Genomic DNA, 16,331 nt, shown 5'->3' with positions numbered 1-16,331 from the left:
CGAAACGGATGGACGCGCGGGCCAGAAGTAGGTCTGCTATTTCTGATTGAGCGCGGCCTTGATCGTACGCGTCGCTTGCGGTCTGCTGCACCACGCCGCCGTCCAGCCGAGCCCGTCGTAATCCTCGTAGCCGAGGGTGCGCGCGAAGGCGACGATCGAAACGCTATTGTCGTAGTAGCTGCCTTTTGCCCGAATTTGCCGGTTTTGCTCGAGGATTTGCCGACGAGAATGCCGGCCTCTCCAGACGCGCAAAGCATGCCGTAAGCCTTGAACTCCCGCGTCATCCTGACGTCGATTCCGATTTAAGGATTATGCAGCGGGATTTTCTTTCGCTACGATGGGGCGTCACCTGCTGCGTTCCCGAGTCGAACGCGTTTCCCCTTCGTTCAAGTCAGCATTAGAGCCAGGATCATGCACTCGGTTCTCAGAAACCCGATGAGAGGCATTGCGCTGAAAGTCTCATCGGTCGTGGTCTTCCTCGCCATGCAGACCTTCATCAAGCTGGCCGGCCCGGATATTCCGCCGGGTCAGGTCACCTTCTGCAGGTCCTTCTTCGCGCTCTTCCCGATCATGGCCTATCTCGCCTATATCGGACAGCTGCGCGCCGCCTTTCAAACCACCAATCCGGTCGGGCACCTGAAGCGCGGCACGATCGGCATACTGTCGATGGCTTTCGGTTTTTACGGCCTCCTGCATCTGCCGCTGCCGGAGGCGATCGCGCTCGGCTACGCATTGCCGCTCGTCGCCGTGATCTTCGCCGCGGTTTTTCTCGGCGAGACCGTGCGCATCTATCGCTGGAGCGCCGTTCTGGTCGGCATAGCCGGGGTTGCCATCATCTCCTGGCCAAAGCTGACGCTGTTTCGAGACGGCGGCATGGAAACTGAACAGGCCGTCGGCGCGCTTTGCGTGCTGTTCTCGGCGGTTCTGGGCGGCATGGCGATGATCCAGGTGCGCCGCCTCGTCGAGGAGGAGAAGACGGCGACGATCGTGCTGTATTTCTCGCTCACCGCGTCGGTCTTCTCGCTGGCTTCGCTTCCTTTCGGCTGGCACATCCTGCCGTGGCCGTCGGCACTTTTTCTCGTCGCTGTCGGCTTTTGCGGTGGTGTGGCGCAGATCCTGCTGACCGAAAGCTACCGCCACGCCGACGTCTCCACCATTGCGCCGTTCGAGTATACGTCGATCCTGCTTGGCGGCGTCGTCGGCTACTTCGTCTTCGGCGACGTGCCGAGCCTTACCATGCTCACCGGCACGGTCATCGTCGTTGCTGCCGGTATCTTCATCATCTATCGCGAGCATCAGCTGGGCATCGAACAGCGCGAGGCGCGCAAGGCGACGACGCCGCAGGCCTGAGCTTCACGGCAGGCTGGATTTTAACGCGGCGATTGCGGCCGCGCGAAACCTGCTGCTCGGGGGCGAAGGAATGGTCAATTCTTAGGATGGCGTCGATCCCAGGAATATGGTTGTTGAACATGAGATACGATCATTTATTCAACGCTGTGCATGGCTGACAGGCCGCTGCCACCGCGGCTTTCGATATTACTGCTCCGAACGCTGGTCTGCGAGCGGAGGTGGAGAAAAGCATAATGGCGTTCACGGCGGAGCAATTGGCGGGGAACTGCGCCTTTCTGACGAGTATTCGCTTTCTGGCCGGGCAGACGCGCGGCATGTTCGATGCCGGCCCGCGTCTGGCGCGATTGCTCGCCTCCCACCAGCGCTGGCTGCTGACCCAGACCGCCTATGCCCTCCATCTGGAATATGATCCGCGCGACCCGACCTCGGGTCTTACAGCAGTTGGGCTGACCGGCCGCATCACCGCCCACAAGGTGGCGAGCCGCAACACCGTGCTCGCCTTCATCGAAGAACTCTTTACCTACCGCTTCATCACCCATACGCCGGGCGACGAGCGGCGCCGGCCGCGCCATTTCGAGCCTGCCAATGTCAGCCTCCAGGCGATGTCGGCGTGGATTCATGCCAATCTCGCCGCGCTCGATCTGCTCGACGGCGGTGAACGGGCGGCGGTTTTCCAGGCAAACCCGTCATTGATGAGGCTCGTTCAGCCGCGCATTGCACGCCACTGCCTGGAAGATGCCGCGTGGCGGGAGCCGCCGGCGCAGGTGGCGTTGTTTCTCTGGACGGAAGCCGGCGGCCTCGTCGTCGACAACTTCATCGCCAGGATGGAAACGGAAGACGCCGAGGCGGGCAAGTTTCTCGTCGGCCGCGTCGAAACCCGTGCGCTTGCCGCCGACTTCATGATGTCGCGCACGCACCTGCAGCGCCTTCTGGCAAAGGCGGCACAGCGTGGCTGCGTCGGCTGGTATGATGAGCCGCGTAAGGCGCATCTCTGGCTATCGCGGCATTTCGTCGAGGAATATTGCGCCTGGCAGGCGGTCAAGTTCGCCTATGTCGACGAAGCCTTCGAATGGGCAACGGCCCGGATCGACCCACTGACGGTGTGATCACAACACGATCGCTGCTGAGACCGGGCCGGCATTGGCCGGCTTTACCGACAACTCGCGCTCATATTCGCGCGCGGCGCAGACAGCGACGCGGATATGCTCGAAGGTGTCGATGTTGCGCAGAAGCGATAGCAGGATCGTTGACATGGTGGGTTACTCTGACATTTAAAAGGCAGCAGATTCAAAGCGCTACAGCATCATCTGCGCGTCTGGCGAGATGCGCGGCGCTGTAGCGGCCGCCGCTCAGTATTGCTGGAAGTCCGAGAAAATGGCGTTCGGGCGCGCCGTGCGGCTGTTGATGCCGGTACCGCGGGCGATCATCTGTTCGTTCGTGGCGAAACCGAAGCGGCTGTAGCCATGTGTGAAGCGAAGCTGGTCGCCGGCAAGGCGAAGGGTTTCAAACCCGGAATGCATAGGACGAAATCTCTTGTTCATGGCCTTGGTTCCTGTGATTCCTCCCAAGACACAGGCCTATATTGCAGTGCAGCATAGATTCTACAATGCGTGCTGACGCGATGCAGCAATGCGAAAAATGCATGGCGCGCTTCACAAATTCTTCAACGTCGACTAATTTCTGAGCAGAGAGAGGGATTTGAGTTTTGCCTGAAAGGCGAGAAGATCGTTCCAGGCGAGCCGCTTGTTGACGGGTGCGGTCAACAGATCCTGGGGATGCAGGCTGGCGATGGCCGGAATGGCACGATCGGCGATGACGATGTCCTTCCAGCGGCCCCGCAGGCCGTGAATCGTATCGTTTTCCCCGAAGAAGAATCGCGCCGCGAAATTGCCGAGCAGCAGGATCACCTGCGGTTCGGCGAGCGCAATCTGTCGTTCGATGAAGGGCCGGCAGATGTCGATCTCGGCCGCCGATGCCGCCCGGTTACCTGGCGGGCGCCAGGGAATGACTTGCGTCAGCAGAACGCTAGAGCGATCGAGCCCGATCGCCGCCAGCATCTTGTCGAACAACTGGCCGGACTTACCCGAGAAAGGCAGGCCTTCTCGGTCGTCTTCGGCGCTCGGGGCCGAGCCGATCACCATGATGCCGCTTTCGGCGTCGCCGTCGGCAAAGATGGTCGAGCGGGCGCTGTGCTTGAGATTGCAACCGTTGAAGGCTTCGAGCGCGGTCTTCAGTTCGCTAAGCGAGCGCGCGCTTTCGGCGACGAAACGCGCCTGCTGCACCGCCTCGCCATCCGGGATCGCCGGTTGCGGGCCGGAGGCTGGGGCTGGACGTGCTGCCGCAGTCGGGCGCGGCGATGTCTGACGCTCCCCGACGCTTGGACGCTCCCCGGCCGCAGGACGGTCCTGCTGCGCCGATCCCGGGCGGCGCGCCGCCTTCATCGCTTCGAACTCGGCGAAGCGGTCGACCGCCTCTTCCTCCAGCAGCCACTCCACGCCGGCATCCGCATGGAAATGCAGAAGCGCTGCAAGCTCGGCAGGGGAGAGGTCGTTGGCGGAGATCATGCGGCAAGTTTAACGGAGAGAAATGGGCATTGAAAGGGCAGGCTGCACATTGGCCGCTCCGTCCTGATCTATTGCACAGTCCATTGCGTGATGTCGTCGCGTTCGCCGATCAGTGCCAGGCCGTGGGCGATCGACAGCAGTTCGCCGCCGCTTTCGATCCGGTCGCGGTCGAAACGCTCCGTGAAGATGCGGCGCACCGCCGGCACGAAGGAGGTGCCGCCGGTCAGGAACACTTTGTCGATCTCCGCCGGCTTCGTCTCGGTCTTGTCGAGCACCTCGTCGAGCGCGCCTTCGATGCGGGCGAGATCCTCGGCGATCCAGCCTTCGAAGTCGCTGCGCTTGATGCTGCGGTGTCCGCCGCGGCCAAGCGGCGCGAAGTCGAAAGGCGCCTCGTCGGCGGCCGACAGCGCCATCTTCGTTGCCGATACCGCCTGGTAGAGCGGGTAACCCTCGTCATGGTCGATGAGGTCGATGAAGATCTCGAGCTTTTCCGGTTCCAGGCTGGTGCGCACCAGCTTCTTCAAATCCTCGAATTCGCGCGTGGTCTTGAAGATCGACAGCTGGTTCCAGCGGCCGAAGCTGGAATAATAGTTGGACGGCACTTCAAGGATCTTGTCGAAGCTTTTGAAATGGCTGCCCTTGCCGATTTGCGGCGCGACGATGTTGTCGATCATCCTGTAGTCGAAATGGTCGCCGGCGACGCCGACGCCGGAATGGCCGATCGGCGTTGCCGTCAGCCTGCCGGCGACGGTTTCGAAGCGGATCAGCGAATAGTCGGTTGTGCCGCCGCCGAAATCGGCGACCAGCACGGTCGCATCCCGCTTCAGGTTCTGCGCGAAATAGAAAGCGGCGGCGACCGGCTCGTAGACATAGTGGATTTCGGGAAAGCCGAAGCGCGACAGAGCCTCGTTATAGCGTTCGGTGGCAAGCACCGGATCAGGGCTGGCGCCGGCGAAATGCACCGGCCGGCCGGTGACGATGCGGCTGACATCTGAGGGCCAGTTGTCGCCGGCATAGTTGCGCAGGCGCCGCACGAAGATCTCCATCAGATCTTCGAAATTATGCCGCTTGGCGAAGATCAGCGTGCCCTGGAACAGCGCGCTCGCCGCAAAGGTCTTGATCGACTGCAGGAAGCGGCATTCGCCGGGGTTGTCGATGAATTGCCGGATCGCCGCATGGCCGGCCTCCACCTTCAGCGCCGAAGCGCCGAGCTGGGCATCCTTCATGAAGGACAGCGCGGTGCGCATGCTGTCGGCCGTGCCCGCCGTGCTCGTGAACGTCATCGAGCCGGTTGTCCCGCCGTCCGCCATGGCGAGAACCGTATTCGTCGTGCCGAAGTCGAAACCCAGCGCCTGAGCCATGCCCGCACTCCTTCATGCCGATTGTTATTGGAGACGGAGCGTCGCTCCGTGAAGGGCGAAGGACGCCCGGATCAAGGAGGGCGGGTGATGCCACAGAGGCGTGACACATTCAAGAGGATCGAAAGTTGATGTGATCAAGGGCGCACGTATTCTTCCTGGGGAAGAAGAGTTCTCCCTGCGGAAGAAGACGTGCGCCGCAAGGGCTGATGGCGACGCGGAAGTCAGAGGGCCATCATCATTCGGCAGCCATTGCCCTTGTCTCCTGCATCACCGGCGCCTCGACCTTCTTCTGGCCCATCAACCGGCCCAGGAAGTTTCCGAAGCGGTCCATCTCGACGAAGATGACCGGCGTGATGAACAGCGTCAGCAGCTGCGAGACGACAAGACCGCCGACGACGGCGATGCCAAGCGGCTGGCGCAGCTCGGAGCTCGCGCCGGTGCCGAGCGCGATCGGCAAGGCGCCGAGCAGGGCGCAGAAGGTCGTCATCATGATCGGGCGGAAGCGCCGCACGCAGGCCTCGTGGATCGCCGCCGTCGCCTTTTCGCCCGTCGTGCGCATCGTCTCCATCGCCACGTCGATCATCATGATCGCGTTCTTCTTGACGATGCCGATCAGCATCAGCAGGCCGATAAGGGCGATGATCGACAGATCGAAGCCCATGATCTTCAACGCCAGCAGCGCGCCGAAGGCCGCGGCCGGCAGGCCTGAGAGAATGGTCAGCGGATGGATGAAGCTTTCATAGAGCACGCCGAGCACGACATAGATGGTCAAAACGGCCGCCAGGATCAGGTAAGGCGTATTGCCCTGCGACTGCTGGAAGATTTCCGCCGTACCGCCATAGGAGGTGAAGACATCGGTCGGCAGGCTGATCTCCTTCTTGATCTGGTCGATCGCCGCCGTCGCGTCACTGAGCGAGACGCCCTCCGGCAGGTTGAAGGAGACGGTGGTCGAGACGAGCTGGCCGGTCTGATTGATGGTGACCGGGCCAGTGGTGCGCTCGACATGCGCGAAATTCGACAGCGGCACCAGGCTGCCATTCGACGAGGCGACGCGGATTTCGGCCAGTTTCTGGTCGTCCCAGGGTTTACTCGTATCGTATTCGACGATGACGTCGTAGCTGTCGCCGGTCGACTGGATCTCGGCCGCCGTATAGCCGCTGAAGGATTCCTGCAGCGTCGTGCGCAGGGTATCGTTGTCGATCCCGTAGGCGGCCGCGCGCTCGGTATCGATGACGATATTCGCCTGCAGGGCGTTGTTCTGGGCGTCCGAGGTGACGTCGGTGAACAGCCGATCCTTGCGCATCGCCGCCTGGATCTTGCCGGCCCAGAGGTTGGTCTGGTCGGCGCTCAGCGCCTGAATGACCAGCTGATACTGGCTGGCGGTCTGGCGGCCGCCGAAGCGCAGGCTCTGGTTCGGCGTCACGAAGGCCTGCAATCCGGGGATCTTGTTGATCGCCGTGCGCAGCTCGCGCAGCGTCTGGTCAAGCGGCGGACGCTCCTTCTTGTCCTTGAGCTCGACGAACATCGAGCCATTGTTCTGCGGTTTGTTGGGGTTGCCGCCGATCGTCGACATCACGTGGTTGACCGCCGGGTTCGCCTTGACGGCGGCTGCCGCCTGCTGCTGCAGCGCCTCCATGGCGGAATAGGAAATGTCCTGGCGGGCCTGGGTGCTGATCGTCAGGCGGCCGATATCCTCCTGCGGGAAGAAGCTCGTCGGCAGCGTCATGAAGAAATAGACCGTCAGCGCCACCGAACCGAGGAACACGCCGAGGATCGTGATGCGATGACGCAAGCACCAGCCGACTGCTCTGTCATAGCCATTGAGCGTCCGCTCGAAGCCGGCATCGAAGAGGCGGATGAGCAGCGGCGGCCGGCTGTGGTTGTTGGACAGACGCGAGCCGAGCATCGGCGTCACGGTTAGCGAGACTATCGCCGACGAGATGATGGCGATGGCCACCACCATGCCGAATTCGTTGAAGACGCGGCCGACGACGCCGCCCATCAGCAGGATCGGGATGAACACCGCGATCAGCGAAACCGACATGGAGATGATGGTGTAGCTGACTTCGCCGGCACCCTTGATCGCCGCTTCGCGCACCGGCATGCCTTCCTCGACATGGCGCAGAATGTTTTCGAGCATGACGATGGCATCGTCCACCACCAGCCCCACTGCGAGCGTCAGCCCCAGCAGCGATATGTTGTCGATGCTGTAGCCGAGCACATACATCATGCCGAAGGTCGAGATCAGCGACAGCGGAACGGCAAGCCCTGGAATGATCGTCGCCGTCGCGTGGCCGGTGAAGAGGTAGATGACGAGGACGACGAGGCCGATCGTCAGGAACAGCGTGAACTTCACGTCGGCGATGGCGGCGCGAATGGGTTTTGCGGCGTCGTTCATGACCACGGTCGTGACCGAAGCCGGAATTTCAGCGTGAAGCTGCGGCAGCTTGGCGTTGATCGCATCGACGACGTCGACAGTGTTGGCATCCGGCTGGCGCTGGATGGCGAGGATGATGCCGCGCTGGCCGTCATACCAGCTGCCAGTATACTGGTTCTCGACGCTGTCCTGCACATCGGCGACATCGCCGAGATGGATCGGCGCGCCGTTCGGATTGGCAATGACGAGCGAGCGGAACTGGTCGGCATTGGTGCGCTGCGTGTTCGCCGTGATGGTCATGCTCTGCGCATTGTTCTGCAGCGTCCCCACGGGCTGCTGGCTGTTGGCGGCAGAAAGCGCCTTGTTGACGGTGTCGATGCCGATGCCGCGGGTGAGCAACTTGTTGGGATCGACTTCGACACGCACAGCATAGGTCTGGGCACCATAGACGCTGACCTGAGCGACGCCGGGGAGGGTGGAAAGCGACGGCGAGATGATGTCTTCGGCGATCTCGTCGAGCTTGCTGCGCGGCATGGTGTTGCTCTGCACGGAGAGCAGCATGACCGGCGCATCGGCCGGGTTGGTCTTGCGGTAGCTCGGCGGCGTCGTCAAATTGTCGGGCAGCTGCCGGGTCGCATGTGAGATTGCAGCCTGCACGTCGGCCGCGGCCGCGTCGATATCACGGTTGAGGTCGAACTGCAGCACGATGCTGGTGCTGCCGAGCGAGCTCGAGGCGCTGATCTCGCTGATGCCGGGAATGGTCTCGAACTGCTTGATCAGCGGCGTGGCGACCGACGTCGCCATCGTCTGCGGTGAGGCGCCGCTCAGCTGCGCCGAAACGTTGATCGTCGGAAAATCGACCTGGGGCAGGGCCGCAACTGGCACGAGCCGGTAACCGGCAAGACCGGCCAGAATGACGCCGATGGCAAGCAGCGTCGTCGCGACGGGGCGCTGAATACAGAAATTGGGGATCATTGCTGAGCTCCCACGGTGATCGTCTCGGACTTCTGCGGCTGCCGGGGCGCGTCGGCGGACGCGAGATCGAGCGCCTTTTCGTCGAACTGCTCCTTGATCGCCTGCTGGTCGCTGAGCTGGCCCTGGCCCTCGACGACCACATGGTCGCCTTCTGAAAGGCCAGATTCGATGGCGGTGAAGCCGCCATTGGCGCGAGCGACGGTCACCGGTGTCAGCCGCGATTTGCCGTCCTTGGCGACAAAGGCGAAGAAACCGTCCGGGCCGGGACTGACGGCGACCGTCGGCACCACCACCTGCTGTTCGTTGTTGTTGAAATGCACGACGATATTCACCGACTGGCCGGGCCAGAGGGCGCCGGAGGCGTTTTCGAATTTCGCCTTGGCGAGGATGGTGCCCGAGGCGGTATCGACCGTGTTGTCGTAGAAGCTGATCTCGCCCTTGCGGACCTGGCCCTTGGTGGAACTGGGGGCTGTGCTGACCTCGACCGGACCGGCTGCCAATGCCTTCTTCAGCTCGCGCAAATAGCGCTCCTGCAGGTGGAATTTCACATAGATCGGATCGTATTTGGCGATGGTGACGATCGCCGCGCCGGCATTGAGGAAGGCGCCTTTACTGACCGCGATATCGCCAAGCCGGCCGTCGAATGGCGCGCGGATATCGGTATGCTCGAGCAGGATCTGATCGGAGGCGAGCGTCGCCTTATCAGCATCGACCGTCGCTGCGGCGGTATCGCGGGCGGCTCTCGCCTGATCCAGGCTCTGCTGGGTGCCGGCTTTCTGGTCGAACAGGTCCTGCGCGCGCACCAGCGCGGTCTCGGCTTCCGAAAGCGTCGCCGTGTCGCGCACGATCATCGCATTGTCCTTGTCGACGGCCGCCTTGGCCGTCCGGTCGTCCAGCTTGGCGATCAGGTCGCCGGCCTTGACGGTCGCCCCGTCCTGCGCCGCGATGCTGACGATCAGCCCCTGTTCCTGTGCGGCGATGGTGGTGTTGTCATCCGCGTCGGCCCAGCCGGTCGCCGTCACATCCATGGGCAGCGTCGTTTTGACCGCTGCGACGGTCTTGACGACGGTCGGGCCGCCGCCGCCGCGCCTGCGGCCGCCGCCCTGATGTTGACCGCCATCTTGCGATGGATCGGCCTGTGCCTGGCCGCCCTGAGCCTGTTGGCCGCCGCCATTGCCGCCGGCCGCCTGCCTGGTCAGCTGCGAGAAGTAGGGGATGCGCGAGGCATAGGGGATCAGGTTGCCGAATTGCCAGAGGCCGACGGCAGCAGCGGCGATAATACTGACGGTGATCCAAAATTTCTTCATGGCGAGACCGGTTGAGCAGGGTTGCGAATTTATGCTTGATTGAGCCGCGTATATTGCGGCGCAAAAAAGACATAATTCCCGGGTCGCGATCACTAAGTGGTTATAAGGGCTTAAATTTTTGTAATGAATATTCCGTAATATTCAAACTATACTAATATAGTAGGAGTGCGCCTGACGTGGCTACGCAGCGGCATTGCCGCTAGACTGCGGCAGGCCGAAGCCGCTCCCGCATGCGGGTCGCTGCACACAAGGAATAGCGGAAAACAGAGAAGGCAGTTCGTCATGACTGAGTTGGAAGCCCGCGAATTTCGCACCCTCATCACAAGCGTGTTTCCCCACCTGACGGCCTCCGTCTTCAAGCTGGCGGCGAAGGGTTGGGATTCGATGGCGGTTGATGTCGATGACACGCTGATCTTCAAGTTTCCCCGCCATCTCGGCGCCGAAAGGGCGCTGGTGAAGGAAGCGGCCTTGCTCGACATCATCAGGCCGTCGCTGTCGATGGCGGTTCCCGATATGCGCATTCACGACGGGCCGCCGATCTTCTCCAGTCACGCCAAGCTGGAGGGCGAACATCTCATTACCGAAGATTACGATGCGCTCGGGGAGAGCGAACGGCAGCGCCTGGCGGATGATCTCGCGCGTTTTTACGCCGAGCTTCACGCGCTTGACGCCGACCGCCTGCGTGCGGCCGGCGCAGCGGCGATCCAGCCGTGGCAATCGCCGGACGTGGTGCGAGCTAAGGCCTTGCCGCTGCTGCCCGCTGATATCCAGCGCTTTGCAGAGACCGTTGTTTCGGATTTCGAATTCCTGCCGCCGGATCCCTACGGCAAGGTCTACGGCTTTTTCGACGGCCACGGCTGGAACATGGCCTTCGATTTTCGGCAGGGCAGGCTCAATGGTATTTACGATTTCGCCGATTCCGGTTTCGGGCCGTTGCACCAGGAGTTCATCTATTCGAACTTCATCTCGCCCGATCTGACCGCACGCATCGTCTCGGCCTATGAAATCCTGACCGGCCGACGGCTTGACCGGCGGCGCATCGCGGTCCTGACTGGGTTCCATCGGCTTTCCGAGCTCGCCGAACTTGCCGACGATCCGGCCAATGTGGAACAGATGATCCGCAGCGCAGCGGCATGGGCGGCCTCGGCCACCCGCGCTGCTTAACGGATACCTCAGACGGATCGTGCCGCGCCGCCGTCGCAGCGGATGAGCGAGCCGGTGATGTAGCTTGCCGGCTGGCTGCACAGGAAGGCCGCCGTTGCGGCAAACTCCTCCACCTTACCGTAGCGGCCGACTGGAATGCGCGCCTCCTTGTCGGTGCGGATTTCCTCGAGGCTTTTGCCCGTCCGTTTTGCCGCTGCGCCATCGAGATCGTCGAGCCGCGCCGTCAGAATGCTGCCCGGCAGGAGCAGGTTGGTGGTGATGCCGAAACTCGCCACTTCGGAGGCAAGCGTCTTGCTCCAGCCGGCAAGGGCCGGGCGCAGCGTATTCGACAGCGCCAGATTGGCGATCGGCTCGATTACGCCCGAGGAGGCGACCGTCAGGATGCGGCCCCAGCCTTGCGCCTTCATGCCGGGCAGTAGGGCATTGGTCAGGGTGATCACCCGGGCGACCATGGAGAGGAAATAGGTTTCGAGCTTTTCACCCGTCATGTCCTCGGTCGTGCCGGGCGTCGGCCCGCCGGTATTGTTGACGAGGATATCGAGCCCGCCGAATTTCTCCTTCACCGCCGTCGTCACCGTCTCGACGAAACGTTCATCGCTGAGGTCGGCCCAGATCCAGTCGGCCCGGCCATGGCCTTCGCTGTTGATCGCATTGCAATTGGCCTCCAGCTGTTCGCCGCTGCGCCCTGAGAGCAGCACGTTTGCGCCTTCGCGCGCCAGTGCAGTGGCGATGCCGAGGCCAAGCCCGCGTGAGGAGGCGAGAACGAGCGCCCTTTTGCCCTTGATGCCGAGATCCATGATTTTCTCCGATGTCTTTGAGCGATGTATAAGGCGCAGGCGAGGAAAAAGGAAAGAGAGGGAAGGGCCGCATCGGATTTCGCAATTGACGTTAACGTAAGCGTTATCGTAAATCTCGGATCGGCAGACGTATCATTGTGCGAAATTGAGGATTGGCTGTCGCATCCCGGCTCGACAATGCGGCGCTGTTTTGACAAGAAAGTCACCCATGGGATGATGGCCGTAGGCGGCCAAGCGGAGACGAGTGAATGACCGAGACGACTGAGCTGCCCGAACGCGAGAGCATGGAATTCGACGTCGTGATCGTCGGCGCCGGCCCTGCCGGTCTTTCCGCGGCGATCCGGCTGAAGCAGGTCGATCCGGAACTGTCGGTCGTCGTGCTGGAGAAGGGCTCGGAAGTCGGCGCCCATATTCTCTCCGGCGCCGTCGTCGATCCCATCGGCATTGACCGGCTGCTGCCCGGCTGGCGCGATGAGGCCGATCATCCCTTCAAGACCGAGGTCACATCAGACCATTTTCTGCTGCTCGGGCCGGCCGGCTCGATCCGCCTGCCGAATGTCATGATGCCGCCGTTGATGAACAATCACGGCAACTACATCGTCTCGCTCGGCAATGTCTGTCGCTGGCTGGCGACCAAGGCGGAAGAGCTCGGCGTCGAGATCTATCCGGGCTTTGCCGCCACCGAAGTGCTCTATGACGACAAGGGTGCGGTGATCGGCGTTGCCACCGGCGATATGGGCATCGAGAAGAACGGCGAGCCTGGCCCCAACTATACCCGCGGCATGGAATTGCGCGGCAAATATACGCTGATCGGCGAGGGCGTGCGCGGTTCGCTCGCCAAGCAGCTGATCGCCAAGTTCGATCTGCAGAAGGACCGCGAGCCGCAGAAATTCGGCATCGGCATCAAGGAGCTCTGGCAGGTCAAGCCGGAGAACCACAAACAGGGCCTGGTGCAGCACTCCTTCGGCTGGCCGCTCGGCATGAAGACCGGCGGCGGCTCCTTCCTCTATCATCTCGAGGACAATCTGGTGGCGGTCGGCTTCGTCGTCCACCTGAACTACAAGAACCCCTATCTCTATCCGTTCGAGGAATTCCAGCGCTTCAAGACGCATCCGGCGATCCGCGGCACCTTCGAGGGCGGCAAGCGGCTGTCCTATGGCGCGCGCGCCATCACCGAGGGCGGTTACCAGTCGGTGCCGAAGCTCACCTTCCCCGGCGGGGCGCTGATCGGCTGTTCCGCCGGTCTGGTCAACGTGCCGCGCATCAAGGGCAGCCACAATGCGGTGCTGTCGGGCATGCTGGCGGCCGAGAAGCTGGCGGCGGCGATTGTATCAGGCCGCAGCCATGACGAGGTCGTCGAGATCGAGACCGACTGGCGCAAGGGTGACATCGGCCGCGATCTGAAGCGGGTGCGCAACGTCAAGCCGCTGTGGTCGAAGTTCGGCACCGCGCTTGGCGTGGCGCTCGGCGGTCTCGACATGTGGACCAACACGCTGTTCGGCTTCTCCTTCTTCGGCACGCTTGGTCACGGCAAGACCGATGCGGCCTCGCTGGAGCCGGCCTCGCAGCACACGCCGATCGCCTATCCGAAGCCCGATGGCGTCCTGACCTTCGACCGGCTGTCCTCGGTGTTCCTGTCGAACACCAATCACGAGGAAGACCAGCCGGTGCATCTGCAGGTCAAGGACATGGCGCTGCAGAAGAGCTCCGAGCTCGGCATCTATGCCGGCCCGTCGACGCGCTACTGTCCGGCAGGCGTCTATGAATGGGTGGAGAAGGACGGCGACAAGAGCTTCGTCATCAACGCTCAGAACTGCGTGCACTGCAAGACCTGCGACATCAAGGACCCCAACCAGAACATCAACTGGGTGCCACCGCAGGGCGGCGAGGGGCCGGTCTATCCGAATATGTGAGGCGGATCGGCATCGCAGCTGACGATTTCACCTGCTGACGTCTTCGTGATCGGCCGCCGGCGGCGGCTCTTAGCCATTCGTTAACCATAAATTCCTTAGCTTGCGACATCTTCTCGACGCACTAAGGACACATTCATGTCGATCTCCCGCCGGGGCTTTCTGATTGCTCTGCCTCTTTTTGTGGCCGGCTGCTCTTCCACCGGTCTCAACAGTCAGACGAATTACGCAGCGCTTCCCGATGAAAAGTTTCCGCTGAAGCAGGTGCCGATCGACAAGATCAAGCCGGAGCTTCGCCGTCAGGAAGTTGCTTACGAGACCGCGTATGCTGCGGGCACGATCGTCGTCGATACGCCGGCGCGTCGAGCCTATTATGTGCTTGGGAACGGCCGGGCGATGCGCTACGGCGTGGGTGTCGGTCGCGAGGGGCTGGCATTTGCCGGGGGTGCCTATGTCGGGCGCAAGGCGGAATGGCCGAGCTGGACGCCCACCGAAAACATGCAGCGCCGCGAAGAGCGCTACCGCAGGCTCGCCGGCGGCATGCCGGGCGGCCCGAACAATCCGCTCGGCGCGCGCGCCATGTATCTCTATCGCGGCGGCAACGACACCCATTTCCGCATTCACGGCACAAACCAGCCGGAATCGATTGGTCTTGCCATGTCGAGCGGCTGTATCCGCATGATGAACCATGACGTGATCGACCTCTATAGCCGCGTCGAAGTCGGCGCCAGGGTCGTCGTCATCCAGGCTTGAGTGGTCAACACTAGCCCCATAGAAAAAGCCGCCGCAGCGATTGCTGCCGGCGGCTTCGCTATTGTTGGTCGCAGCCGGTGCTCAACGACGCGCGGCAATGCCGGTGGAAAGCGCCACGCCAATACCGGTGATCACAGCGGCGCTGATCTCGACGATGCCGATTGCTTCGCCGAGCAGGAAACCGCCGCCCAGCGTTGCCAACACCGGCGTCAGCGCCGTGAAGGCGGCGGCCTGGGTGCCGCCCAGTCGTCTCACGGCCGTTCCGTAGGCGACCATGGCGACGAGACCGGAAAGAAGACCCTGGCTTAGCGCCTGCAGGCCGATTTCCGGCAGCGATGCTTGCGGCAGCGAAATGCCGAAGACGAGCGCAAGCGTTCCCATGATTAGGAAGGACCAGACCGCGATCAGGGCGCTCGCCTGCACGGCCGTGAGGCCGGAGCGGCGGAAGGCATGCGTATAGCTTGCCCACAGCAAAGCGCCGGCAGGCAGCAGCACGAAGCTGGTCCATGGCAGCGAGGCGTCCGCAAGGCTGTGCGTGAGCAGGATCAGCACGCCCGCGACGATCGCCACGAGCCCGGCGATACGCGTGCCATCAGGTCTTTCCCCAAACAGCGCCACTCCGATCAACGCCGTGGCGAGCGGCATCGAGCCGCCAAGCAGAATGCCCGACGAGGCGGCTGGCATCGAATGGATCGCCAGCGTGGTCAGCAGGAAGAAGACCGCGCCGGAACCGCAGACCATGATTGCCAGCAGATGAAGCGGCAGGCCTTTCGGCAGCAGTCCTGTCCTGAGCCAGACCGGCGAAAGCGCAAGTGCCGGAATGCCGAAGCGGATCAGCCCGATGTCGATCGATCCGAGCGGCGTCGCAGCACTGTGGCGGGTTACAAGAAACCAGGTTGCCCAGATCAAGACAGTAATCGCGCCGCCTGCATAACCCAGCGCCTGCGAGGGTGACTTGTCGTCCGAAAAAGCAATAGTGGTCATCGTCCTATCCTTTCCTCCGTCCGGAGCCTGTCCGGTTGAGGAAAAGATTAGCCCCAGAGGGCAGGGCATGTCCTTGCTATCTATGGCTTGAAAATCACGCTAAACGCAATCTTCTGCCAAGTGACGCCACCTGGATTCTCGAAAATGCCAAATCTCGATAAATTCGATATCGCTATCCTGAAGTGCCTGCAGGAGGATGCGCGCGCCACCAATGTCGAGATTGCCGAAAAGGTGAACCTTTCGCCGTCGCCCTGCCTGCGCCGTATCCGCAACCTCGAACGGTCCGGCATCATCCGCGGTTACACCGCCGATATCGACCGCAAGGAGGTTGGTCTCGGCCTGACCGTCTTCGTCGAATTCAAGGTTGCCCACCACAGCCGCGAAAATTCCGAGGCGCAGCAGCAGACGCTGCTCGCGATCCCCGAGATCGTCTCCTGCTTCCTGATCTCAGGCACGGCCGATTTCCTCGCCGAAGTGGTGGTCGAGGACCTCGCCGCTTATGAGCGGCTGCTGACGGAAACGCTGTTGACGCTGCCCAACGTCAGTGACATCCGCTCGAACTTCGCCATCCGCAGCATCAAGACGCATGGGCCGCTGAAGCTGCCCGAGGGGAAATGATTCCCCGGCTTTGTGCTCGGAACCCGCCCCTCATCCGCCTGCCGGCACCTTCTCCCCGCACGCGGGGCGAAGGGGGCAAGCCGCACCGGTTCTGTACCCTCGACGCTGCGTTTGGCACGTCCCCTCTCCCCGTTTTACGGGGAGAGGGCTAGGGTGAGGGGCAAATTCCAG

General features: G+C 62.3%; 14 protein-coding genes and 1 pseudogene. 6 read left to right on the top strand and 9 right to left on the bottom strand.

Features of this window, described 5'->3' with window-relative positions:
• Window positions 1–36: 36 nt before the first annotated feature.
• Window positions 37–192, bottom strand: a pseudogene (locus tag C4N04_RS32565) (chemotaxis protein); the annotation flags it as partial.
• 219 nt (window positions 193–411) lie between these two features.
• On the opposite strand from C4N04_RS32565, the gene C4N04_RS02030 reads away from it, so the two are divergent.
• Both C4N04_RS02030 and C4N04_RS02025 read left to right on the top strand, forming a co-directional pair.
• Window positions 412–1,350 carry a DMT family transporter gene (locus tag C4N04_RS02030; RefSeq protein WP_106795332.1) on the top strand — a complete coding sequence of 313 codons (939 nt, stop codon included), beginning with the start codon at window positions 412–414 and terminating at the stop codon, window positions 1,348–1,350.
• 233 nt (window positions 1,351–1,583) lie between these two features.
• Complete coding sequence (locus tag C4N04_RS02025; protein WP_010060498.1) at window positions 1,584–2,456, top strand: hypothetical protein; 873 nt, start codon at window positions 1,584–1,586, stop codon at window positions 2,454–2,456.
• Here C4N04_RS02025 and C4N04_RS31720 read toward each other — a convergent pair whose 3' ends face one another.
• The 6 genes from C4N04_RS31720 to C4N04_RS02000 all read right to left on the bottom strand — a co-directional run bounded on the left by C4N04_RS31720 (window position 2,457) and on the right by C4N04_RS02000 (window position 9,934).
• Window positions 2,457–2,603 (bottom strand): hypothetical protein, encoded by a 147-nt coding sequence (locus C4N04_RS31720; RefSeq protein ID WP_164519028.1) that lies wholly within the window; start codon window positions 2,601–2,603, stop codon window positions 2,457–2,459. It abuts the gene before it with no gap.
• 96 nt (window positions 2,604–2,699) lie between these two features.
• Window positions 2,700–2,891: a hypothetical protein gene (locus C4N04_RS02020; protein ID WP_077994844.1), complete on the bottom strand. Its 192-nt coding sequence runs from the start codon at window positions 2,889–2,891 to the stop codon at window positions 2,700–2,702.
• 132 nt (window positions 2,892–3,023) lie between these two features.
• Window positions 3,024–3,914, bottom strand: coding sequence for a uracil-DNA glycosylase (locus C4N04_RS02015; protein WP_077994845.1), 891 nt, complete (start codon window positions 3,912–3,914; stop codon window positions 3,024–3,026).
• A 68-nt stretch (window positions 3,915–3,982) separates the two neighbouring features.
• The gene (locus C4N04_RS02010; protein WP_077994846.1) at window positions 3,983–5,275 is read right to left on the bottom strand and encodes an Hsp70 family protein; all 1,293 of its coding nucleotides are present in this window, start codon (window positions 5,273–5,275) and stop codon (window positions 3,983–3,985) included.
• A 235-nt stretch (window positions 5,276–5,510) separates the two neighbouring features.
• On the bottom strand, window positions 5,511–8,627 hold the full coding sequence (locus C4N04_RS02005; RefSeq protein WP_077994847.1) for an efflux RND transporter permease subunit: 3,117 nt from the start codon (window positions 8,625–8,627) through the stop codon (window positions 5,511–5,513).
• Entirely contained in the window at window positions 8,624–9,934 is a 1,311-nt protein-coding gene (locus tag C4N04_RS02000; RefSeq protein ID WP_077994848.1) for an efflux RND transporter periplasmic adaptor subunit, read from the bottom strand. Before C4N04_RS02000 ends, C4N04_RS02005 begins: the two co-directional genes overlap by 4 nt.
• Before the next feature lie 282 nt (window positions 9,935–10,216).
• On the opposite strand from C4N04_RS02000, the gene C4N04_RS01995 reads away from it, so the two are divergent.
• On the top strand, window positions 10,217–11,098 hold the full coding sequence (locus C4N04_RS01995; protein WP_106795331.1) for an aminoglycoside phosphotransferase family protein: 882 nt from the start codon (window positions 10,217–10,219) through the stop codon (window positions 11,096–11,098).
• 8 nt (window positions 11,099–11,106) lie between these two features.
• On the opposite strand, the gene C4N04_RS01990 is transcribed toward C4N04_RS01995, so the two are convergent.
• Window positions 11,107–11,895 (bottom strand): SDR family oxidoreductase, encoded by a 789-nt coding sequence (locus tag C4N04_RS01990; protein WP_106795330.1) that lies wholly within the window; start codon window positions 11,893–11,895, stop codon window positions 11,107–11,109.
• A 248-nt stretch (window positions 11,896–12,143) separates the two neighbouring features.
• Between C4N04_RS01990 and C4N04_RS01980 the strand changes: the two genes are divergently transcribed.
• The gene (locus C4N04_RS01980) at window positions 12,144–13,808 is read left to right on the top strand and encodes an electron transfer flavoprotein-ubiquinone oxidoreductase (protein WP_106795329.1); all 1,665 of its coding nucleotides are present in this window, start codon (window positions 12,144–12,146) and stop codon (window positions 13,806–13,808) included.
• A gap of 135 nt (window positions 13,809–13,943) precedes the next feature.
• A complete protein-coding gene (locus tag C4N04_RS01975; protein WP_009992680.1) occupies window positions 13,944–14,558 on the top strand; it encodes a L,D-transpeptidase in 615 nt (204 codons plus the stop codon).
• Window positions 14,559–14,639: 81 nt separating this feature from the next.
• Here C4N04_RS01975 and C4N04_RS01970 read toward each other — a convergent pair whose 3' ends face one another.
• On the bottom strand, window positions 14,640–15,542 hold the full coding sequence (locus C4N04_RS01970; RefSeq protein ID WP_096762222.1) for a DMT family transporter: 903 nt from the start codon (window positions 15,540–15,542) through the stop codon (window positions 14,640–14,642).
• Between the two features lie 144 nt (window positions 15,543–15,686).
• Here C4N04_RS01970 and C4N04_RS01965 point away from each other — a divergent pair, with 144 nt between their 5' ends.
• The gene (locus tag C4N04_RS01965; RefSeq protein ID WP_009994929.1) at window positions 15,687–16,160 is read left to right on the top strand and encodes an Lrp/AsnC family transcriptional regulator; all 474 of its coding nucleotides are present in this window, start codon (window positions 15,687–15,689) and stop codon (window positions 16,158–16,160) included.
• Window positions 16,161–16,331: the final 171 nt, after the last annotated feature.

The sequence above is a fragment of the Rhizobium sp. H4 genome (assembly GCF_003013335.1).
GTDB classification, from domain to species: Bacteria; Pseudomonadota; Alphaproteobacteria; order Rhizobiales; family Rhizobiaceae; genus Rhizobium; species Rhizobium sophoriradicis.
This window is presented reverse-complemented; position numbering and strand designations above follow the sequence as displayed.